A 21,479-nucleotide genomic window follows, 5' to 3' on the forward strand; every position below is an offset into this window, starting at 1 on the left:
GTGGGAACGACGGCCGATCCCTGCGGATCAGTAGGGGCGGCTGTCGAGGACCTTGGCGGCCTGCTCCTGGTCGAAGGCCTGGTCTTCGACGATGTAGCTCTTGTCGACGGACTCGCCCGCGACGACCTTCTTCACGATCTCGGCAGCCTTCTCACCCAGCAGCGGGTTGCACTCGACGATGTAGTTGAACTCGCCCTTGGACAGCGCGGTCATGCCGTCTTTGACAGCGTCGATCGTGACGATCTTGATGTCGGTGCCGGGCGTGAGACCCGCCGCCTTGATCGCCTCGAGCGCGCCGAGACCCATGTCGTCGTTGTGCGCGAAGAGCAGGTTGATCTGCGAGCCGTACTTCTGCAGGAAGCCCTCCATCACCGTCTTGCCCTCGGCGCGGGTGAAGTTGCCGGTCTGCGAGTCGAGCACCTTGATGTCGGTGCCCGAGATCGCGGAGTTGAAGCCCTCGGCCCGGTCGGTCGCCGCCGACGATCCGGTGGTGCCCTCGAGCACGACCATGTTGGTGGGCGTCGAGCCGAAGTTGTCGGCCACCCACTTGCCGGCCGTCTCGCCCTCCTTCTTGAAGTCGAGTCCGACCCAGCTGGCGTAGAGGTCTTCGGATGCCGAGACCGTGCGGTCTTCGAGGATCACCGGGATGTTGGCGTCCTTGGCCTCTTTGAGCACGTCGTCCCAGCCGTCGGTGACGATGGGAGCGAGCACGATCGCGTCGACGCCCTGGTTGATGAAGCTGCGGACCGCGGCGATCTGCGCCTCGGGCTTGTTGTCGGCCGCGTTGAAGATGAGGTTGAAGCCGTTGGCCTCGCTGAACGCCTCCTTCATCGACTCGGTGTTCGCGCTGCGCCAGCCGCTCTCGGAGCCGGTCTGCGCGAAGCCGACCGTGATGACGTCGCTGCCGCCTCCGCCGCCGCCCGCCGCTGCTCCCCCGCCGCCTGCGCAGCCGGTCGCGGTGAGTGCGATCGCTCCGACGAGCGCTGCGCCCGCGATGATCTTGTTCGCCTTCATGATGAAACCTCCTCGTTTCGCCGGCGCCTGTGCCGGTGTCATGTGTGCAGCACCTCGGGTGCGCCGTGTTGGAATGTTAGCGCTCACACAACGCGTGCTGTCAAGCAATCTCGCTCCCGCAAGTGTCACGGATTGATAAATGTGAAGCTTCACACTGGGCGCATGGCGGGGCGACGGGGGCCTTCGCCGCCGGGGCGCGACGGCGCGAGTGCGGCCGCCGGCCCGCCGGGGATCCGCGCACGAACGGTCGATGACGGGCACGGGAGCGTTTCGTCGTGTTGCGCCCAGCGATGCCCCGCGCCCGGTGAGCGCCTACCGTGGATGTATGACTTCCCTTCCGCATGCAGCCCCCGAGAGCACTCCCGCCATCGGCACCTCGGTCTCGGCGGACGACTTCAAGCGCGCGTTCCGCGGGCACCCGGGCGGGATCGCGGTCATCACCGCGTACGGAGAGAACGGCCCCGTCGCCTTGACCGCCTCGTCGGTGTCGTCGGTCAGCGCCGATCCGCCGCTGCTGATCTTCTCGGTGTCGGCGCTGTCGTCGGCGACGCCCACGATCATCGCGGCCGACACGATCGTGGTGCACCTGCTCGACGCCGAAGACATCTCGCTCGCCCGCGCGGGCGCGACCAGCGGCCTCGACCGCTTCGCCGACACGTCGACCTGGTCGCGCCTGGCCACCGGCGAGCCCGTCTACCACGGCGTGCGGGCGTGGCTGCGGTGCAAGATCGTCAGCCGAATGGATGCCGGCGGCTCCACGGTCATCGCCGCCCAAGCCCTGCAGGTCGACGTCGAGCGCGACCTCGAGCCCGGTGAGCCCGGCGCCGCGCTGGTCTACCACAACCGCACCTGGCACCGCCTCGGCGAGCACTCGCGCCTCGACTGAGCCACGTCGGCCGGCGTCGGCCCGCCCCTTCTCCGTCGTCGAGACTGCACCTCGCTGACAAGTCCGCGTCAGGCTGCAGCGGACCCGTCAGCGAGATGCAGTCTCAGCGTGAAGGGCCCCGCGGGTTCGCGTCAGAGGCCGCAGGACGCCGCGTAGAAGTCGTACATCTTGCGGCGCAGGTCGTCGGACGCCGTCAGCCGCACGGTCCCCGTCTGACCGTCGGCCGTGGTGACGGCGAACGGGATGAGCGTGCCGACCTTGTCTTCGGCGAGCGCGTGCGCATCGCAGCGATTGGGGACGAAGGGCACGCGCAGCTCGCTCGCAGCGTCGGTCCCCCGCACGACGCGCGAGATCGTCACCGTCGGAGCCCCGCCCGCGCCGTCCCACGGCGCCAACAACGTCGTCCCCTCGACGGAGTCGATCGTGAACGATCCGTCGCCGCGGCCCGCGCTGATCGCCACGACCAGGTCGGCGGGGGACCCCGGCCCGCCGCCCTCGAAGTCGGCCGCCTCGAGAGTCGCCACGCTGTCGACCGCGGCGGTGAAGCACGCTGTCGCGTGAGCCGCCGGGAGGAACGAGAACCGGTCGCCGGGCGTAATGGTCTCCGTGCTCGACGACGCGGCATCCCGCCAATCCACCTCGATGGTGGCGGATGCCGATTGCTCGCCGCACACGGCATCCGGAAGCGCGATGCGCAGGTCGGGCGACCCCTTGCCCGGCTTGAGGTCGACGGGGCGACCGTCCCACGCCGGATCGCCGGGGTAGTCCGCCGAGACGAGCCGCACGCCCGTGATCGTGACGGTGCGGTCACTACCGTTGGTGACGCTGACCGCGATGCGTCCCTTGGCGATGTCGGAGCGGGGTTGGTACAGATCGGCGGTCAGCGCGGGGGCGGGCTCGGCCGGGGCCGTCGAACAGCCGGTGATGCACGCTGCGAGCGCGAGGATCACCGCGAGTCTCCACCGCATCCGCTCTCCTTCAGCCGTGGCAGGAATCTACCGCGCGTGATCGTGTGACGAGCGCGCCTCGGCGCGGCAGTAGGTTATCTCCGCGGTCGCCAGCACCTCATCGCCCGGACCGATCGCCCGGACCCGGGTCGAGCCCGCGTCGCCGCACAGGCGGATGTCGGTGTCGACGAACGCGGGGGCCGTCATCCGCACACGCAGCGCCGCCATCACCCGACCCCGGGCATGCCGACGGGCCGCGTCCGCCATCAGAATGCGCAGGAGGGGGCCGTGCACCAGGAGGTCGGCGAGACCCTCGACATTCCGCGCCCACTCCCTGTCGTAGTGCACGAGGTGGGTGTTGCAGGTGAGGGCGGAGAATCGGAACAGGTGCCGGGCGTCCAGTCGAAGCGTCTCGACCCACTCGGCGGTCGCCGCCGCCGTCGGGTCGGTCCGCGGCGGTCGAGGGGGACCGGCGACGTCTCCGAGGAAGACGTCGTGCCACGTCGTGCGGGCGGCGACGCGGCCTCCGACGCGGAAGACGCGTTCGATGTCGGCGAAGACGAGCCGGCCACTCGCACCGGTCTTCTCGGCGATCGATCCCGCGGCCGCCTCCTGCGTCACCTCGTCGCCGAGGCGCAGTGGCACCTCGAACACCGTGTCCTCTCCGGCGTACATGCGTCGAGGAAGATCGATCTCGGGCAAGATGCCGTCGCGCCCGGGCGTCCCGTCGGGGCGCAGGTCGGCGACGGGCACAGCGAAGGGGAAGAGGATCCCCTCCCACCCGGCGGGAAGGGGATCCTCTGCGGCGAGGACCGGCTCGGTCGCGGCGAAGGTGCCCCGGTACGCATCGACCTGGATCGCGTCGATGACCTGCGTGCGCGTCGTGCTCACGACAGGGCGCCGTCCTTGCGCAGCCGTGCGATCTGCTCGGCGTCGTACCCGGCGAGGCCGGTCAGCACGACATCGGAGTGCTCGGCGAAGCGGTTGGCGCGGCGGCCAGGCGTCGCGGGAGTGGCACTGAGCTTGATGGGCTGCCCGAACATGCGCAGGACGCCGAGCGGACCGTAGTCGGCCTCGACGATCATGTCGCGCTCGGCCGTTCCCGGGTCGTCGACGACCTCGCCGATCGTCTTGATCGCCGTGAGCGGGATGACGTCGCCCGCCATGTCCTCGAGCTCCGCCTTGGTTCGTCCGACGAGCCACCCGGCCACCAGCGGCTTGACCCGGCGCGCGTAGACCTCGGGATCGAAACGCTTGCGCATCGTGTCGATCTCGGGATCGTCGGCGACGTCGGCGTCACCGAACAGCTCGCAGCTCGCCCGCCAGAGCTTGTCGGTGTAGGCGCCGAAGAACACCTGCCCGTCGGCGCAGTCGAACAGCTCGTAGGGTCGCACCCAGGCATGCTCGTTGCCGGCAGGAACGGCCTCGATGCCACGCACCGTGTAGTCGACGACGGCGGTCTCGGTGAGTGCGAGCACACTGTCGACCTGCGCGACGTCGACCATCTGTCCCCTGCCCGTGCGCTCCGCATGACGAAGCGCCGCCAGCGTACCGACGACGGCGAACAGGGTGGCGGACAGATCACCGATGGTCACCCCGACGCGCACGGGCGGCTGGTCGGGATACCCGTTCATCGACCACAGCCCTCCCGCGGCCTGGGCGGTGTTGTCGAAGGCCGGGCGCCGGCTGCGCGACCCCGTCTGCCCGTAGCCGGACACCGCGACGTAGACGAGGCGCGGGTTCACCTCGCGCAGCACGTCGTAGCCCACGCCGAGCTTCGCCATGGTGCCGGGGCGGAAGTTCTCGACGAGGATGTCGGCGCGGCGGACCAGATCGAGCAGCGTCTGCGGGCCACCGGGGGCGGCGAGGTCGAGGCCGATGCCGAGTTTGCCGCGGTTGTACTGCGCGTAGTACCCGCTGAACTCCTCGTCGCCGTCGGTCAGGTACGGCGGGAAGCCGCGGGATACGTCCGGGTCGCGCGGATTCTCGATCTTGATGACCGTGGCGCCCAGGTCTGCCAGCATCTGCGCGGCGTACGGGCCGGCGAGCACCCGCGAGAGGTCGAGGACGACGACTCCGCCGAGGGAACCTGCGCCGGGGTCGAGGGGGGTGGTCATGCGGGGGTCTCCTCCCGGTCGGGGTGTGCGGAGGCGATGAGGGCGGCGGCCACTCGAGAGGCGTGCGGCCGTCCGCGCGCAGCGGCCAGCCAGGCGCTGGTGCGCGCCAGGGCAGCGAGGTCGATTCCGGTGCGGATGCCGAGACCCTCGAGCATCCAGACGAGGTCCTCGGTCGCGAGGTTGCCGGTCGCACCGGGGGCGAAGGGGCACCGCCCGAGGCCGCCGACCGACGAGTCGAACTCGGTCACCCCGTTGCGCAGACCGGCGTAGACGTTGGCGAGGGCCTGACCGTAGGTGTCGTGTAGATGAAGGGCCACCTCGTCGCGGGGGATGCCGGCATCCGCCACCGCGCCGATCACCCGCTCGATGTGACCGGCGGTCGCGACGCCGATCGTGTCGCCCAGCGCGAGCGTGCGGCATCCGGCACCGCGCAGCGCGAGGGCCGCGTCGATGACGGCACCGACGTCGACCGCTCCTTCCCACGGGTCGCCGAACGCCATCGACACATATCCCCGGACGGGAAGACCGGCCGCGCGAGCGGCTCCGGCGACCTCGATCGCGCGGGCGACGGCACCGGCGCGATCGGTGTTCAGGTTTGCGCGGGCGAACGCCTCGGTGGCGCTCACCACGACGGCCACCTCGCGCACCCCGGCGGCGAGGGCGTCGACGAGTCCCCGGCCATTGGGGACGAGTGCCACACGCCGCGCACCCGCGGGTGGCGAGACGGATGCCACCACCTCGCGCGCGTCGGCGAGCTGAGGGATCCACGACGGGGGCACGAAGCTCGTCACCTCGAGAGCCCGCACGCCCGCGGCGTACAACCGTGCGCACAGCTCGATCTTGACGTCGGTCGGGATCACGTCGGTCTCGGCCTGCAACCCGTCGCGGGGTCCGACCTCGTACACGGTCACGTCGCCCGGCAGGCCGGAGACGGGCACCGGCAGCGGGCCCCGGAACGGGATCGCCGCGCTCACGACGAGATCCTCCGCAACTCGGCCAGTACCTCTGCCGCGTGCTCGACCCGGATGCGGCCGTCGGCGACGATGCGCGCGGCGACGCCGGCGATCTCGTCCACTGTGGCGCCCGCGCTGGCGGCGATCGTCCGCGCGTGCAGAGTCATGTGCCCGCGCTGGATGCCCTCCGCAGCGAGCGCGCGGCAGGCGGCGAGGTTCTGCGCCAGCCCCACGGCCGCGATGGTCGCCGCGAGCTCGCGCGCCGACGCGAGACCGAGCAGGTCGACCGCCGCCCGGGCCGTCGGGTGCGCCCGCGTCGCGCCGCCGACGAGTCCGACGGCGAGAGGCACCTCGAGGGTTCCGACCAGGTCTCCGGCCGCGTTGCGCTCGAAGCGCGACAGCGCCCGGTACGACCCCTCGCGAGCGGCGTGGGAGTGGCATCCGGCCTCGACGGCCCGGGTGTCGTTGCCGGTGGCGAGGACGACGGCCGTGATGCCGTTCATGATGCCCTTGTTGTGGGTCGCCGCCCGGTAGGGATCGACCTCGGCGAACGCGCTGGCCGCTTCGATGTCGGCCACGACCTGGGCGCCGCCCAACAGGTCCGCCGGGAAGACGGCACGGGCACGGGTGAGACGACGGTCCGCCTTGTTGGTGAGGATGCGCAGAAGGGTGCGCGACCCGGCGATCTCGGCGACACGCGGGGCGAGAGCTTCGGCCATGGTGTTCACGGCGTTCGCCCCCATCGCGTCGCGCACGTCGACGTGCAGATGCAGGATCACCTGCACGCCGGTGCGCGTGACCAGGGTGCGCACCGTGATGTCGGTCGCACCGCCCCCGAGTGAGACGAGCATCGGGTCCTGCGCGTTGGCGAGGGCGAGGAGTTCCTCTCGGACCTCGAGCAAACGCATCCTCGCCCCCTCGGGGTCGATGACGTCGAGCACCTGGACCTGGGCCATCATCACGTCGCCGGTCGATGAGGTGGAGAAACCGCCCGTCGCGCGCGCGATGCGCGCCGCGTTGGACGCGGCGGCCACGACCGAAGGCTCCTCCGTCGCCATCGGTACGAGGCGGTCGACACCGTCGACGCGGAAGTTCGTCGCGACACCGACGGGGATGCCGATGAGTCCCACGACGTTCTCGACCATGTGGTCGGCTTGCGAAAGAGTGAGTCCCTGCGCCGGATCGAGGGCGGAGAGGCTCTCCGCGTCGAGGCCGGCCGCTTCGGCCACCAGCTTGCGACGCTCGAGGGGTTCGTGGTCGCGCAGACCGGACAGGCGGCTGGTGGTGGTCACGCGGGCTCCTTCGCGGGCGATGAGACACCGCAGCGACCACGGCGTCCCTTCGACGCTAGGTCGGCGACGAGCAGCTCGGTACGGATCGATCGCACAGCGCTCCCCTGCGGGAGTGGGCGGTTCATCCACCGTCACCGCGCTCGAGTCGTTCGCGCAGCTCGTCCAGTCGCACGGCGACCGACAGGCGGAAGAATCGCTCGTCGCCGCGCCACCCCTCCCCGAGGAGGGTGTCGAGCTTCTCGAGCCGCTGCAGGATCGTGTTCGTGTGAAAGGTCAGTGCGCGGGCCGTTCGGGTGGGGCTCGCGCCGTGACGGACGAAGGCGCGCAGCGTCGCGAGCAGGTCGCTCCCGCGGGTGGCGTCGTGTCGACGCACCGCCCCGAGGGCTCCGTCGAGGAACCCACGCACGGCGCGGCTGTCGGCACCGATCGCGGCGGCGTAGGGCAGCAGGGCATCCGCCTCGACCCGGACGTCGCGCAGACCGAGCGCGCGCGACAGAGCGACGGCGGAGCGCACCTCGCCCGCGGTACGCGCGATCTCGCCGTCGGGGGCGACACCGGTCACCGCCAGCACCCCGGCGCCGAGGTCGTCTTGTATCGCCGCGAACTCCGCCGCGTCGAGCGCGGTTTCGTGTGCCGCCATCACGAGGCCGTCCAGCTCGCCCACCAGCGCCGACGAGCCGAATCGACGGGCGATCGCCCGGGTAGCCGCAGCGCGCCGATCCCCCGCCACGGCGAAGGCGGTCACCGCGCCGAGGGCGCGATCGTCGATCCCCACCCGCCGCAGGGCCGCCGTCACATCGGCCCGTCGGTGGGCAGACGCCGTGACGAGGTCGATCAGCAGATCGGATCGCCGGCGGTGGTCGGCCTCCGCCACCGCCTCGTCGGACAGCGCGAGCAGAGCGGCGACCTGCCCCGCGCGTTCGATGGTGCGGTGGTCGACCTCGTCGAGTCCGCGCGTCGACCGTCCCACCACGACGGCGCCCAGGACACGACCGCCGGCCACCAGTCGATTGACGATGCGGTCGGGTTCCTCCCCGGCGGTCGGGGCGAGCACGCCCACGATCAGTTCCGGACGGACGTCGCCCTCGCGGGCCACGATGCTCCCCGCGGCCCCGACGATCGCGACCGGCGCCTGCAGGGCGTTCGCGAGGGCACCGGCGACCGGGTCGAGCCCGCCCCCGGCCAGAACGGCGTCGACGAGCTCTCGGTGCACGCGGTTCGCGCGGTCACGGGCCGCCACGTGCGCGGTGAGTTCTGCGGCGACCTCCCTCGCAACGGCGGCCTGCTGGCGGGCGTCGGCGAGCGCCGCGGCGGTCTGCATGACCACCGAGGCATGGTCGGCGAGCGCGGCCAGCAGGGCGATGTCGTCGGGGGTGAAATGACGCTCGCGTCGCTCGGCGACGAACAGCACCCCCAACACGCGCGCATCCGAGAGCAGCGGGACCCCGAGCAGGGAGACGATCCCCTCGCCGGCGACGGCCGCATCGAGTCCCGAGGTGTGCCGCTCCGGCGCGACGAGGTCGTACCGTCGCACGGCCCGAGGCATGCGCGTCTCGACGATCGCGCTGACCAGCCCCCGCCCGGGCGGGACGATCAGCTCACGCAGCGCGCTGGTCACCGCTCCGCGCGAGGCCCGCACCCGAAGAGTCGCATCGCCGTCGTCGAACGCGGACAGATAGGCCACGTCGGCGACGAGCAGCTCCTGTGCGCGTTCGACGAGACGCGAGAGCACGGCATCCGGATCCCGGACCGCCGTGAGTTCACGCGCGCTCGCGATGAGCGCGGTCAGCTCTCCCGTGCGACGACGCAGGGCTGCGACGTCGGCCGTCGTATCGACGGGCGCGGCGGAGCCGGTGGTCGGAGCACGCACGGCGACCTCACGCGTCCGCGTCGTGCAATCGACTCCAGGCCAGATCGGCGAGGGTCGCCGACTGCAAGCCCAGCTGCGCGTCGTCGAAGATCGCGCGATCGGCGTGCAACGGGGTGCGTTCGCCCACCGGTGCGACGCCGAGGAACACAAGGACGCCGGGCACGCGCTCCAACACGTAGGCGAAGTCTTCGGATGCCGGCGAAGGAGCCGACAGCACCGACACCCTCTCGTCGCCGTGGGCGGCGCGCAACAGGGCGAGAGCGCGCGCGGTCTCCGCCGGGTCGTTCACCGTGACCGGATAGGAGTCGACCCAATCCACGTCGAGAGAGCACCCGTGCGCTGCGGCGATGCCGCGGAGCAGTCCGGGCAGCTCGTCGCGGACGCGGCCTCGGGTCGTCGCAGAGAACGTGCGAACGTTGAGCACGAGCTCGACCGTCTCGCTCAGCACGTTGCCGGCGGCGGAGTCGCTGCGCAGACCCGTGACCGAGATGACGGCCGGATCGGTCGCCGGAAGACGTCGCGCTGCGAAGGTCTGCACCGCGAGGACGAGCTCCGCCGCGGTCGGGACAGGATCCACACCCTGATGCGGCATCGCCGCGTGTCCTCCCGTTCCGCGCACGGTCACCGTCGCCGCGCTCACGCTCGCCATCATCGGACCGGGCCGCGTGACGAACGTCCCCGCATCGGTCATGGTGTCCACATGGAGGGCGAACGCGGCGACGGGCGCCGCCCCCGCGGCATCCATCACCCCCTCTTCGAGCATGAGGCGCGCGCCGGCGAAGCCCTCCTCGCCCGGTTGGAACATGAAGATCACCGAGCCGGGGAGCTCGTCACGACGAGCGGTCAGCAGGCGCGCGGCTCCCAGGAGCCCCGCCATGTGCAGATCGTGTCCGCACGCGTGCATCGTGCCGCGAGTAGAGGCGAAAGGCAGCCCGGTCGCCTCGATGAGGGGGAGGGCGTCCATATCGGCGCGCAGCAGGACGGTCGGTCCGGGTCGACCCCCGTGCAGCACCGCGACGACCGAGGACAGGGCCGTGCCGACCGTGACCTCGAGCCCCAGGCCCTCGAGCTCGCGCAGGAGCACCGCCTGGGTGTCGGGCAGATGCAGTCCGACCTCGGCGATGCCGTGGAGTTCTCGGCGCACCGCGACGAGGGCGGGCAGCATGAGCGCAGCGGCGTCGGCGAAGGCGATCATTCCGTCGACATCCGCACTCCCAGCACCGGCACCGCGTCGAGCAGATCGAGGGTGTACGCCTCGGAGGGGGCGGCGAGCAGCTGCTCGGTCGGGCCCGACTCGACGATGCGACCCTGGCGCATGACCGCGATCTCGTCGCTGATGTAGCGGACGACCGCGAGATTGTGCGAGATGAACAGCATCGACAGCCCGAAGCGCTCCTGCAGTTCACGCAGCAGGTTGAGGATCGCCCCCTGCACCGATACGTCGAGGGCGCTCGTCACCTCGTCGGCAATCAGCACGCTCGGCTCCCCCGCGAGCGCGCGGGCGATGGTGACGCGCTGACGCTGACCGCCCGAGAACGCCGCGGGAAGATCGTCCGCACGATCGGGGTCGAGGTGGACGAGGCCCAACAGCTCGCGCACCCGGGCGACGCGCGCGTCGCGCGAGAACGTCTTGCCGCTGGATCGCAACGCCTCGGCGATCGAGTCTCCGATGCTCATGCGCGGATCGAGCGCCGAGAACGGATCCTGGAAGACCAGCTGCAGGCGCCGTCGGGCCGCGCGCGCGGCGGCTCCGCGGCCGGATGCCACGACCCCGCCGACCCGCACCTCACCCGAGGCCGGGGCGACCAGCCCCACTGCCGCCGCGGCGATCGTGCTCTTGCCCGATCCCGACTCCCCGACGAGCCCGAGCGTGCGCCCGGCGGGAACCACGAGCGAGACGTCGTCGACGACGGTCGCGCGCGCGTAACGGACGGAGAGACGGTCGATCTCGAGGGCGTTCACACCCCCACCTCCTCGGCGAGCGCGGATGCCGCGACCTCGGGTGGGATCACCGGCAGAGGACGAGTGCGGTCGGACGTCATGTCGGGCAGGCACGCGATCAGGGCCCGCGAGTACGGGTGGGTCGCGTCCTCGCGGATGCGCTCGGCGTCGAGTTCTTCCACGACGAGTCCGTCCTTCATCACGAGGACCCGGTCGCAGAACGCCGACACGAGGGCGATGTCGTGCGAGATGAACACGATGGCCGCGCCGGTGTCGCGTTGCGCGCGCCGCAGCACACCCATGACCTGCCGCTGCACGGTCACGTCGAGGGCTGTCGTGGGCTCGTCGGCGATGATGAGCTTGGGGCGGCCGGTGAGGGCCTGACCGATCATCGCGCGCTGGCGCATGCCGCCACTGAACTGGTGGGGATACTGTCCGAGCCGCCGCGCTGCATCGGCGATGCCAACGGCCTCCAGAGCCGCCGCCGCGTGCGCTCGGGCCTCGCCGCGGGACATCTTCAGGTGCACCTCGGGCACCTCGGTGAGCTGCCGCCCGATCGTCAGGGCGGGGTTGAGCGAGGTGAGCGGGTCTTGGAAGACCATGCCGAGCTCCACACCCAGGGTCGACCGGTCCGCCGCGGTGAGCGGACGGGTCATGTCGATGCCGTCGAAACGGTGCCCGCTCGTCTCGATCCGTGCGTCGGGGCCGAGGAGGCCGGCGAGGGCCATGGCGGTGAGCGACTTTCCGGAGCCCGATTCGCCGACGATGCCGACGACCTCTCCGGGCTTGATCCGCACGCTCACTCCGCGCACGCGCTCGACCTCGCCACCGTCGGCCGTGGCGAACGCCACACGCAGGTCGGCGATCTCGGCGATCGGCTCGCCCGGCGCGGCGGCGCGCGACGCGGAGCCCGCGCCCTGGCGTCGGGTCGGCGAGACCGCACCCAGCACACGGCGCGCGACGGCGGACCGACCGCCGCCGCGGGAGCCGGCGAGAGCCTCGCTGACGAGAGTGAAGACGAGTCCCGCGAGCACGACGGCGATACCGGGGCCGATCGCGGCGAGCGGATTGACGTAGATGCGGGTGATGCCGTCCTGCAGCAGGCGGCCCCAGTCGTACTCCGGCGCTTGCACGCCCAGTCCGAGGAACGACAGCCCCGCGAATGACAGCAGGGTGACGCTCGCCGTCGCTGCGGCGTTGACGAAGAGGGGATTGGCGATGTTGGGCAGGATGTGCCGCACCAGGATGCCGATGGGCCCCACGCCCACGACGCGCGCAGCCCGCACGTAGTCTCGGCCCGACACCGAGGACGCGAGGTTGTAGACCAATCGCGCCATGAAGGGGATGCCCGAGATGCCGATCGCGAACATCGCGCTCATCGCGCTCGCACCCCAGATGACGGTGAAGAACAGCACCATGAGCAACCAGGGGAACGCCAGCAGGATGTCGAGCAGCCCCGTCGCGAGCCGCCGGACGTGCCGCGGCAGGACCACCGCGATGAGTCCGTAGGCGATGCCGCCGACCGTCGAGACGACGGTCGCGCCGAGGGTCAGAAGCAGCGAAACGCGGGCAGCCACGAGCACCCGGGCGAAGATGTCGCGACCGAGGTCATCGGTGCCGAACGGGTGCTCGAGGCTCGGCGGGAGAAGTCGCGCGGGGACGTTCGAGGTCTCCGCGGCGGCGAGAAAGATCGTCGGGCCCGCGATGGCCAGGAAGAGGAATAGCACGACGCCGATGGCTGCGGCGATGCCGGACGGAGAGAGCAGACGGGAGCGCCAGGTCACGGGTCAGCCCTCCGTGATCGAGGACCGCGGGTCGACGGTCACGAGGATGAGATCGACGACGAGATTCACGCCGAGGATGATGAGCGCGTAGACGATGACCAGGCCCTGGACGATGGGATAGTCTTTCGCGCTGACGGCCGGGACCATCACACCGCCCATCCCGGGGATGGCGAAGATCGTCTCGATGAGGACGGTGCCCGCGATCATGCCGCTCAGCAGCAGTCCGCTGACGGTGAGGGATGCGGTGATGATGTTCGGCAGCGCGTGTCGCATGTACAGCAGGCGTCCGGGGAGGCGCTTGGCGCGGGCCGTCGTCATGTACGTGGCCCCGAGCACTCCCGACATCTCCACCTGCACGATGCGGGCGAGATACGCGAGCGGGCCGAGGGCCAGGGCGAGGACGGGGAGAACGGCGTCTTGGGGACTGCCCCACCCCGCCGCCGGCAGCCAGCGCAGCTGCACCGCGAACAGCGCGATGAGCCCGACGGCGAGAAGGAAGCCCGGGACGGCGATGAGCATGCCGAGGACGCCCGAGATCAGCGCGTCGGCGACCTTGCGTCCGGGCCGCTGGAGGGCGACGGCCGCGCCGATGCCGATCGGCACCGCGGCGAAGACGGCGACGAGGAAGCTCACCACACCCAGCGTCACGGTGGCGGGGAAGCGCTGGCCAATGGTCTCGGCGACCGGGCGGCCCGTGCGGATGGATTCGCCGAAGTCGCCGCGCAGGAGATTGGCGACGTAGTCGATGAACTGCACCGGGATGGGCTTGTCGAGGCCCAGTTCGGCGCGGGTGGCGGCGACCAGCTCAGGGGAGGCCTGAATGCCGAGCGCCGCTCGCACGGGGTCGCCGGGCACGAGGTGCACGAGGAAGAACGAGGCCACCACGACCACCACCAGCGAGACGAGGAGGCGGCCGAGTCGGCGCAGGAGGAAAGCGGCGCGCGGCGTCAGCTGCGGCCCAGGGGCGCGCCCCTCCGCCCGCACCGCGAGGGCGGCAGTCGGGGCGCCGGCCAGGTCGGCGACGGCGGGCGGAGGGGTCGCGGTCATGTCAGCCCTGCATCCGGATCGAGGTGGGGTTGAGGAAGTTCGGCTGCTCGAACGTCGCGCCGCTCATGTAGTTCGGCAGGATGTTGTCGATGACCGGGAAGGTGTCGAACCGCTCGATGAGCTTCTGTTCGGCCTGCTGCCACAGCCCGCAGGCCGCATCCGGCGAGGCGGTCTTCGCCTGGGTGGCCAGCTCGTTGTACTCGGGGTTGTCGACGAACATGAAATTCAGTCCACCCTGGTCGGGGGTCGCACCACCGAAGAACAGGTCGAGCACGACGGGGCTGCCCGGGGCGATCTGCACCCAGCCGGTGTCCCAGTCGAAGCTCGTGTAGAGCTGGTCCGACCAGGCGGCGGCATCGTTGGCCGAGAGCTCGGTCACCACGCCGAGCTTGTCCCACGTCTCCTTGACGAGTTCGGCGGCCGGGGCGTGCGACGCGGTCGGGGCGTCGTAGATGAATTTCACCGTCAGCGGCTGACCGTTCTTCTGGCGGATGCCGTCGGAGCCGAGGGTCCAACCGGCCTGATCGAGCAAGTCACCGGCGCGGTCGAGGTCGGTGGCCGGAAGCGACCAGCTCGGCGGGTCCTGCACGCACAGCAGGGGCGTCTTCATGACGAGACCGCTGGAGGGCAGGCCCGTCGCGCCGGCAATGACCGGTCCGACTTCGTCGCGGTTGATCGCCGTCGACAGCGCCTCGCGCACGAGGGGGTCGGAGAACGGCCGCCCGTCGCGCTCATTGAAGAGGATCTGGCCGACAGGATTGCGGACACCCGTGTATTCGATACCGGCACCCGCGAGGCGGTCCTGGTCGGGACCGGTGACCACACCGGTGTTCAACTCGCCGGACAGAAGCAGGTTGGTCACGGTGCTCTGGTCGGACACGATGCGGGCCTCGATCTTGTCGGGCAGCCCCTCGGTGTCGCCAGTGACCCCGTACGGGCCCCAGGTGTATCCGTCGCGCTTGGTGAAGACGTACGCATCTCCGGGTCGGGCCTCGCTCAGCTGGAAGAGGCCGGTGCCATCGGTGGTGTCGGACAACGATGCGATGTCCGCGAGTCCCGCATCGCAGACCATCATGATCGAACCGAGGTTGACGGAGAGGAACGGGTCGTTGACGGTGCTGGTGACCGTCACGACGTTGCCCTCGGCTGTGGCGGAAACGGCCTCGGTGATGACCGTGCCGTAGGAGAAGGTCGCGTTGGCGGGATCGGCGTTGTAATTGAGGTTGTCCGCCACGGTCTGGCCGGTGAAGGGCGAGCCGTCCGCGCAGGTGATCCCGTCCTTCAAGGTGAAGGTGGCCGACGTGCCCTCATCGGTCCAGCTGTCGGCGAGCCAGGGCTCGTACTCTCCGTCGGGAGTGACGTAGATCAGCGACTCGTAAGCGATCGTCACCACGTCGAAGGTGTCTGGCGAGACCGTCTTCATCGGGTCGAGATCGCCCGGGTCATCGCTGATCGCCTTGACGAAAGTGCCGCCAGACACGACCGAGCCCCCACCTCCGCCGTTCTCGGAGGGTGCGGCGCACGACGCCAGTGTCAGTGCGAGGAGGACGACCCCGGCGGCGGCCGGGGCGACGGTGCTGCGTTTCATTGCCTTGCTCCTTGATTCGGGTGAAGCGTCAGTGGTGCCAGACGTGGTGCTCGAGGGGTGGTGCGAGTGGGCGTGGTGCGGGCGGATCAGCGCGCAGGGATGGGCGCGGCGAGGTGACTCAAGGGACCGGCGGCTTTCACCGACACCTTGAGGGTGGGACGAGCGGTGTACGACAGCGACGTCTCGAGGACGTCGACGATCTCGACCGCGAGGGGATCAGCCCCCGCTTGGATGGCCTTCGCGATCGCAGCTTCCGAGGCGGCCGCGATCGCGGCGTCACGGTCGTCGGCGTCGGAGATCTGCTCGGCACGGCCTCCCGCGAGGGAGATGGCCGCGCCCACCGCGTTCGCGACGTCGGCCCGGTCGGGCCGTAGGACGTCGCCGGCACCCGGCAGGTCGTCGGGAACGAGCAGAGCGCCCCCGCCGACCACGACGAGCGGCAGGTCGAGGCGACCCAGCGACAGGCGCTCCACCGCCTCTTCGATGCGCTCGTGGGCGTGGGCGAGCGCGGCGGACAGCATGTCGCGTTGGGCGCTCGAGAGCGACGGGAGGGAGCGGCCCGGGATGCCATGGCCTGCAGCCGCCGCGGCGTCGGTGAGCGTCGCGGTGGATCCGCCGAAGAGCAGCCCCTCCTCGGCGATGCGGTAGCCCACGGACCGGGGACCGACCGCACCGGTACGCGGGTCGATGACGGTCCCTCCCCCGATGCCGAGGCTGAGGATGTCGGGCATGCGGAAGTTCGTGCGCACGCCGCCGATGTCGCGCGGCAGGGTGGATTCACGCGGGAAACCGTCGACCAGGACGCCCAGGTCGCTCGTCGTGCCGCCGACGTCGACCACGATCGCGTTCTGCGCGCCCGAGAGGAACGCCGCTCCGCGGATCGAGTTGGCCGGTCCCGAGCCGATGGTGAGGACGGGATAGCGCACGGCGTAGTCGAGCGACATGAGGGTGCCGTCGTTCTGCGCGAAGAAGGTCGAAACGTCCAGCCCCTCCTCGGCGACGACATCGACGAGGGCCCGCGTCACATCGCTCGCCACTCCGCGGAGGGCAGCGTTCAAGACGGTGGCGTTCTCACGCTCGAGCAAGCCGTCGGGGCCGATGTCCTGGCTGAGGAATACCGGTACTTCCTGTCCGACGTGGTCGTGCACGAGTTGTTCGACCTCGCGCTCCTGCTCGGGCGAAGAGGGGCTGAAGATGCCGCACACCGCCACGCTGTCGAACGATCCGCCGAGTCCGTCGAGGAAACGGCGGATGCCGTCACGGTCGAGCGGAGCGATGGGGGTACCGTCGACCATGTGACCTCCGCCGAGCATGGCGGCTCCGGCGAGCACCTGATCGCTGAGGTCGGCCGGCCAGCCGGTGAGCGGCGGCCATTCCGTCGCGGCCGGGGCTCCGAGGCGCACGAGGGCCACCTTGTCCAGACCCCGCCGCGCGACGATGGCGTTCGTGGCGTGGGTCGTGCCCAGCATCACGCGGGACACCCGGTCGCGGCCGTCGCCGAGCTGTGCGAGCACCGCCGAGATGCCGGCGCGGATGCCGCCGATCACGTCGGCGGTCGTGGGCTGCTTCGTCCAGGCGATGACGGACCCGGCGGCATCCACCACCACCGCATCGGTGTTCGTGCCACCGACGTCGACGCCGATGGACAGGTCGCGAACGGCGCTCATCGCGCGTCCTTCCGCTCGAAGGGGACGTAGGGCAGGTCGTAGCCGAAGGCGCGGGGTCCGGCGAGCTCGAGTCCGCGGTCGGTGCGCCACAGCGGGTCGCACGCCCAGGCCAGGACCGACACGCGCTGGCCGTAGCGCAGCATCTCGGTCGAAATGGCATGGCCGGTCTCGAGGTCGACGACGGTGATGAGGTCGGGGACGGTCGCCAGCACCTCCCCGTCTTCGAGCACCACGAGGTTCTCGTTGCGCAGTTCGACGCGCTGCAGGCGCCCGCGATCGTTTCCGATCCCGGCGATGGTGATCGAGCCGCGGACGAATCCGCCTTCGGTGCGCCGTGAGACGTCGGTGATCTTGCCGGTGATGAGAACGTCGGCATCGAGTTCGTCGGCGACGGCGCGCACGGGTTCGGGGGACTCCAGCAGCGCGTGTCCGACGCGGATCGCGGTGCTGATCGTTCCGGGGATGACGGCACCTGCGGCGGTGTCGGCGGTCAACAGGTAGTGCGCGCCGAGGCAGATGCCGCCGGCGGCGACCGTGACCGCGCGGGCGTGACGCTCGAGCCACGACAGGTCGACGGTGCGCAGCGTCACCACGTTGCCGACGACATCGCTGAGAACGGCGAAGTCGCACGGCACGCCCGCGACATTCGTCGAGATCATGGTGGCCTCCGGGAAGGCGCGGCCCATGCCGTCGGCGTCCAGCAGAGCGACGCCCAGTCGTGCCGCCCAGCCCGCGGGCGAGACGCCGTTGCTGCCACCGATCTCGGCGGGCATGATCGCGGTGATCTTCCGACCCGCCACGCGCTCGGCCTCGTGCAGCAGCGTTTCGATCTGCCGCGCGGACGAGAGCATCTCGATGCCGACGGTCGGGGCACCGATACCGCTCATCATGATGACCGCGTCGTCTGGACCGAGGTCGTCGACCGAGAGCAACCGCACCGGCCCGTGTTCGCGGATGGCCCGCTCGGTGGTCAGCTGCGAGGTGTAGACCGCTCCTCCGCCGCCGGTGCCGAAGATCGCGGCTCCCGCGGCGAGGGCGGCGATGTCATCGGCCGTGACGTGCTCGGGGGCGCGCCGCGCGGTCGGTGGGACGAGGGAGGGTGATGCCATGCATCGACCCTAGAGATCACCCCGAGGAGCGACAATGTGTCGACGCGACAGGGAATCGGCGTACATTGTGCTGGTGGCACAGCTCACCACCGCAGACCTTCTCACCCAGGCCGAACGCCTGGGGGTATCCCACATCGCCGGTCCGATCGCGGGAGCGACCATCGAGCGCGTCGATGTCGCCGCCCTCTCGGAGCTGCCGACGCTCCCCGCGGGCACGCTCGCCGTCATCGCCGGCGATGAACCACCCGCGTCGTACCTCGTCGACGTCGCCCTGCGGCAGGCGAGTGCGCGGGGTCTGGCCGGCTTGATCATGCCGGTGGGCTTCGTCCCCGCCGAGACGGCGGCGGTGCTGGCGGCGCGCGGGGGCGTGCCGGTCCTCGTCTCGCTCGCGGCGCGCGCGCCCGACCTGGCGGTGACGGTGGATCGTGTCATCAGTGGAGGCGCGGCGGAGTCCATGACCCGCGCGGCCTTCGCCGTCGAGAAGGCCACCGCCGCGGCATCCGCGGGAGAAGCCGATGCCGTCGCCGCGATCCTCGAGGCGGCCGGCACCGCGCTCGGGGTGCGCGTGAGCGTGCAGGACGACCCGGGCACGTCGTGGACCGATGCCGAAGCGGTCTTCGCCGGGGAGGTCCCCATCGGCCGACTCGTCGCCGAGACCTCGGATCCCGCGGCCACGGTCGCCCTGCCGGTCGTCGCGTCACTCGTTTCGCGGGCGATGCAGCGCGATCTGCAGGATCGCTTCGCGCCGAACCAATCACGTGCCGACCTGATCGTGGAATTGATCCTCGCCGAGGCGGGTCGTGTCGACGGCTTCGTCGCCCCCGCCGCGCGTCTGGGACTCCCTCTCCAGCTGTCGCACGCCGTCGCGTGGATGCGCCCCCAGCATCGGGTCGACCCGGGCCTGCGCGCCCCCCGTTTCGTCGAGGCCGCCCTTGAGCTGTTCACGCTGCAGCTCATCGACGAGCGCCCCGAACTCTGGCACATCGCCTTCGTGCAGGATGACGTCATCCTCGTCAGCAGCGAGGACCACGGTGCGGGCGACCACCAACGACGCCTGCGCGACGTGATCGTGCGCGTGCAGGCGCAGGCGCGCCGGCTCGCAGGCGAGGGCTGGACGTACACGGTCGGGCTCGGCACCCCGCAGACGGGCGCGACCGGACTGCGTCAATCCGCCGCCGAGGCCCGGGTGGCGGCCGACGCCGCGGTCGCGGCGGGGAGGGTGGATGCCGTCGAGCTGACCGACGTGACAGGTCTGCGGCGCCTCCTGCTCGACTTCTACGCCTCCCCCGTCAGCCGCAATCTGCTCGATGACCTGCTGCACCCTCTCGACGCGCTCGGCCCCGAGCGGTCGGCGACCGCCGTGCGCACCCTGTTGTCGTACCTCGGCAACCGCAATTCGCTCGCTCAGGCCGGCCGCGAGCTCAACCTGCACCCGAACGCGGTCGGCTACCGCCTCCGCCGCGTGCGCGATCTGCTCGACGTCGACCTCGACGACCCCGACACCCGCTTCGCGGTCGAACTCGCGTGTCGCGTGCGCCTGATCGGCTCCGCGCGCTGACCCGGTCGGCGAGGGCTGTGCCGACGGCACATATGACCCCCCTGATGCTGTGCCAGGACGACGATGAACGGCGTCGGGTCGGCGGGTAGCGTCGAGGGCATGCTCTCCACCGATTTCCGCGCGCTCGGGCTCGAGGAGATCCGCGCCGCTCTCGGCGAGCCCGAGGGCCCGTCACTGCAGAAGATCACCGACCACCTCGACGAGAACTGTCTGCGTTTCCTCGCCCACTCCCCGTTCGCGACGCTGGCGACCGCCGACCGCGAGGGACGTTGCGACAGCTCACCGCGCGGGGACTACCCCGGCTTCGTCCGGGCCATCGACGACCGCACCGTCGTCATCCCCGACCGCCTCGGCAACAAGATCGCCGACTCGATGCGCAACGTCGTCGACAACGGCCACGCCGCCCTGCTGTGCTTCGTACCCGGCATGAGCGAGACGCTCCGGATCAACGGACGCGCCATCGTCACCGACGATCCGGTGCTGCTGCGCTCGCTCGAGCAGGATCACACCGTGCCCGACCTGGCAATCGTGCTCCGCATCGAGCAGGTCTACCTGCACTGCGGGCGCGCGCTCCTGCGCGGCGGGCTCTGGGACGCCGAGATGCAGGACCTCGCCGCGCAGGTGCCCAGCTCGGGCCAGATCTGGGCGAGCACGTCGGGGTGGGATGCCACGGTGGGCGACGTGATCGACGAGGCGATGTCCGGCGCGTACCGGGCGCTGTACTGAATGCGCTCGCGAGAGGGGTTGATGCCGCTGGTCGTCCGCGAGATCACGCGCGAGACGCCCGACATCCTCAGCATCCGGATGCAGAGCGCCGACGGGGGGCCCCTTCCGGCGTGGCAGCCGGGCGCACACGTCGACCTGCAGCTCATCACGCGCCACGAGCGGCAGTACTCGCTCTGCGGTGATCCGGCCGACACGTCGTCGTACCGCATCGCCGTGCGTCGCGAGGAGCTCTCGCGGGGCGGGTCGCATTACATCCACTCGTTCCTTCGTGAGGGCGGCACCGTCTGGGTGCGGCCTCCGCGCAACCTCTTCGAGCTCGGCGAGGCTCCGGCCTACCTGTTGCTGGCCGCCGGCATCGGCGTGACGCCGATTCTCGCGATGGCCCGGCACTTGGCATCCGTCGGCGCCGACTGGCACATGATCGTCGTCGCCCGCGCGCGCGACGGGGTCGCGTTCGTCGACGAGATCAGCGCCCTCGGCGCGCGTGCGACGGTCCACATCAGCGGTGAACAGGGTCGTCTCGACCTCGCAGCCGTCGTCGGATCCCTCGCGCCTGGCACCGACGTCTACGCGTGCGGTCCCGCGGCCTTCACCGACGCGCTGCTCGCCCTCGCCCCGATGTTGCCCGAGGGATCCGGCATCCATCTGGAACGGTTCGAGCCGCGCAGGCGGGAGTTCGGCCCGAACGAGACGTTCACTGCGACCGCGGCGCGCTCCGGCGTCACCGTCGAGGTGCCGGCGACCCGGTCGCTGCTCGAATCGCTGCAGGGCGCCGGGGTTCCGGTGGACGGGTCGTGCCTGCGAGGCGTCTGCGGCTCGTGCGCAATTCCCGTCGTCGACGGCGCGGTGGAGCACCGTGACTCGCTCACGACCGATGACGAGGCGCGACTGATGTACCCGTGCGTCTCGCGAGCGCGGTCGGGTTCGCCGCTGGTGCTCGACGTCTGAGACCCGGCCCTCCTCTCACTCGCACGATCCGC

General features: G+C 70.9%; 18 protein-coding genes. 4 read left to right on the top strand and 14 right to left on the bottom strand.

Annotated elements, in window-relative coordinates; translation table 11 throughout:
- Positions 1-27: 27 nt before the first annotated feature.
- Positions 28-1,014, bottom strand: coding sequence for an ABC transporter substrate-binding protein (locus tag M3667_RS09395; protein WP_144834661.1), 987 nt, complete (start codon positions 1,012-1,014; stop codon positions 28-30).
- A gap of 325 nt (positions 1,015-1,339) precedes the next feature.
- On the opposite strand from M3667_RS09395, the gene M3667_RS09400 reads away from it, so the two are divergent.
- Entirely contained in the window at positions 1,340-1,900 is a 561-nt protein-coding gene (locus M3667_RS09400) for a flavin reductase family protein (RefSeq protein WP_144834659.1), read from the top strand.
- 131 nt (positions 1,901-2,031) lie between these two features.
- Here the strand turns inward: M3667_RS09400 and M3667_RS09405 are convergent, their stop codons facing one another.
- The 13 genes from M3667_RS09405 to M3667_RS09465 all read right to left on the bottom strand — a co-directional run bounded on the left by M3667_RS09405 (position 2,032) and on the right by M3667_RS09465 (position 18,215).
- Positions 2,032-2,868, bottom strand: a complete 837-nt coding sequence (locus M3667_RS09405; protein WP_251507559.1) for a hypothetical protein — start codon at positions 2,866-2,868, stop codon at positions 2,032-2,034.
- Between the two features lie 27 nt (positions 2,869-2,895).
- Positions 2,896-3,738: a MaoC family dehydratase N-terminal domain-containing protein gene (locus M3667_RS09410; RefSeq protein WP_251507561.1), complete on the bottom strand. Its 843-nt coding sequence runs from the start codon at positions 3,736-3,738 to the stop codon at positions 2,896-2,898.
- A complete protein-coding gene (locus M3667_RS09415) occupies positions 3,735-4,964 on the bottom strand; it encodes a CaiB/BaiF CoA-transferase family protein (RefSeq protein ID WP_251507563.1) in 1,230 nt (409 codons plus the stop codon). The genes M3667_RS09410 and M3667_RS09415 overlap by 4 nt, the downstream gene beginning before the upstream one ends.
- Positions 4,961-5,938: a hydroxymethylglutaryl-CoA lyase gene (locus M3667_RS09420; protein ID WP_251507565.1), complete on the bottom strand. Its 978-nt coding sequence runs from the start codon at positions 5,936-5,938 to the stop codon at positions 4,961-4,963. Before M3667_RS09420 ends, M3667_RS09415 begins: the two co-directional genes overlap by 4 nt.
- Positions 5,935-7,209, bottom strand: a complete 1,275-nt coding sequence (locus tag M3667_RS09425) for a hydroxymethylglutaryl-CoA reductase, degradative (protein ID WP_251507568.1) — start codon at positions 7,207-7,209, stop codon at positions 5,935-5,937. The genes M3667_RS09420 and M3667_RS09425 overlap by 4 nt, the downstream gene beginning before the upstream one ends.
- A 121-nt stretch (positions 7,210-7,330) precedes the next feature.
- Positions 7,331-9,079, bottom strand: a complete 1,749-nt coding sequence (locus tag M3667_RS09430; RefSeq protein ID WP_251507570.1) for a GAF domain-containing protein — start codon at positions 9,077-9,079, stop codon at positions 7,331-7,333.
- Between the two features lie 7 nt (positions 9,080-9,086).
- A complete protein-coding gene (locus tag M3667_RS09435) occupies positions 9,087-10,274 on the bottom strand; it encodes a M20 family metallopeptidase (protein WP_251507572.1) in 1,188 nt (395 codons plus the stop codon).
- Positions 10,271-11,041, bottom strand: a complete 771-nt coding sequence (locus M3667_RS09440; protein WP_251507574.1) for an ABC transporter ATP-binding protein — start codon at positions 11,039-11,041, stop codon at positions 10,271-10,273. Before M3667_RS09440 ends, M3667_RS09435 begins: the two co-directional genes overlap by 4 nt.
- Complete coding sequence (locus M3667_RS09445) at positions 11,038-12,804, bottom strand: dipeptide/oligopeptide/nickel ABC transporter permease/ATP-binding protein (RefSeq protein WP_251507576.1); 1,767 nt, start codon at positions 12,802-12,804, stop codon at positions 11,038-11,040. The genes M3667_RS09440 and M3667_RS09445 overlap by 4 nt, the downstream gene beginning before the upstream one ends.
- Positions 12,805-12,807: 3 nt before the next feature.
- Positions 12,808-13,851: an ABC transporter permease gene (locus tag M3667_RS09450; protein WP_251507577.1), complete on the bottom strand. Its 1,044-nt coding sequence runs from the start codon at positions 13,849-13,851 to the stop codon at positions 12,808-12,810.
- 1 nt (position 13,852) lies between these two features.
- A complete protein-coding gene (locus M3667_RS09455) occupies positions 13,853-15,439 on the bottom strand; it encodes an ABC transporter substrate-binding protein (protein ID WP_251507578.1) in 1,587 nt (528 codons plus the stop codon).
- An 86-nt stretch (positions 15,440-15,525) separates the two neighbouring features.
- Positions 15,526-17,106, bottom strand: a complete 1,581-nt coding sequence (locus M3667_RS09460) for a hydantoinase/oxoprolinase family protein (protein ID WP_251507579.1) — start codon at positions 17,104-17,106, stop codon at positions 15,526-15,528.
- On the bottom strand, positions 17,103-18,215 hold the full coding sequence (locus M3667_RS09465) for a DUF917 domain-containing protein (RefSeq protein ID WP_251507580.1): 1,113 nt from the start codon (positions 18,213-18,215) through the stop codon (positions 17,103-17,105). The genes M3667_RS09460 and M3667_RS09465 overlap by 4 nt, the downstream gene beginning before the upstream one ends.
- Positions 18,216-18,288: 73 nt before the next feature.
- Here M3667_RS09465 and M3667_RS17010 point away from each other — a divergent pair, with 73 nt between their 5' ends.
- From M3667_RS17010 to M3667_RS09480, 3 genes are all read left to right on the top strand, one after another.
- Positions 18,289-19,773, top strand: coding sequence for a helix-turn-helix domain-containing protein (locus tag M3667_RS17010; protein ID WP_251507581.1), 1,485 nt, complete (start codon positions 18,289-18,291; stop codon positions 19,771-19,773).
- A gap of 99 nt (positions 19,774-19,872) precedes the next feature.
- Positions 19,873-20,499, top strand: coding sequence for an MSMEG_1061 family FMN-dependent PPOX-type flavoprotein (locus M3667_RS09475; RefSeq protein ID WP_251507582.1), 627 nt, complete (start codon positions 19,873-19,875; stop codon positions 20,497-20,499).
- Between the two features lie 21 nt (positions 20,500-20,520).
- Positions 20,521-21,447, top strand: coding sequence for a PDR/VanB family oxidoreductase (locus M3667_RS09480; protein WP_251507583.1), 927 nt, complete (start codon positions 20,521-20,523; stop codon positions 21,445-21,447).
- The last annotated feature ends 32 nt before the right edge of the window (positions 21,448-21,479 follow it).

Origin of the sequence: Microbacterium sp. P26 (genome assembly GCF_023712585.1) — a bacterium.
GTDB classification, from domain to species: domain Bacteria; phylum Actinomycetota; class Actinomycetes; order Actinomycetales; family Microbacteriaceae; genus Microbacterium; species Microbacterium algihabitans_A.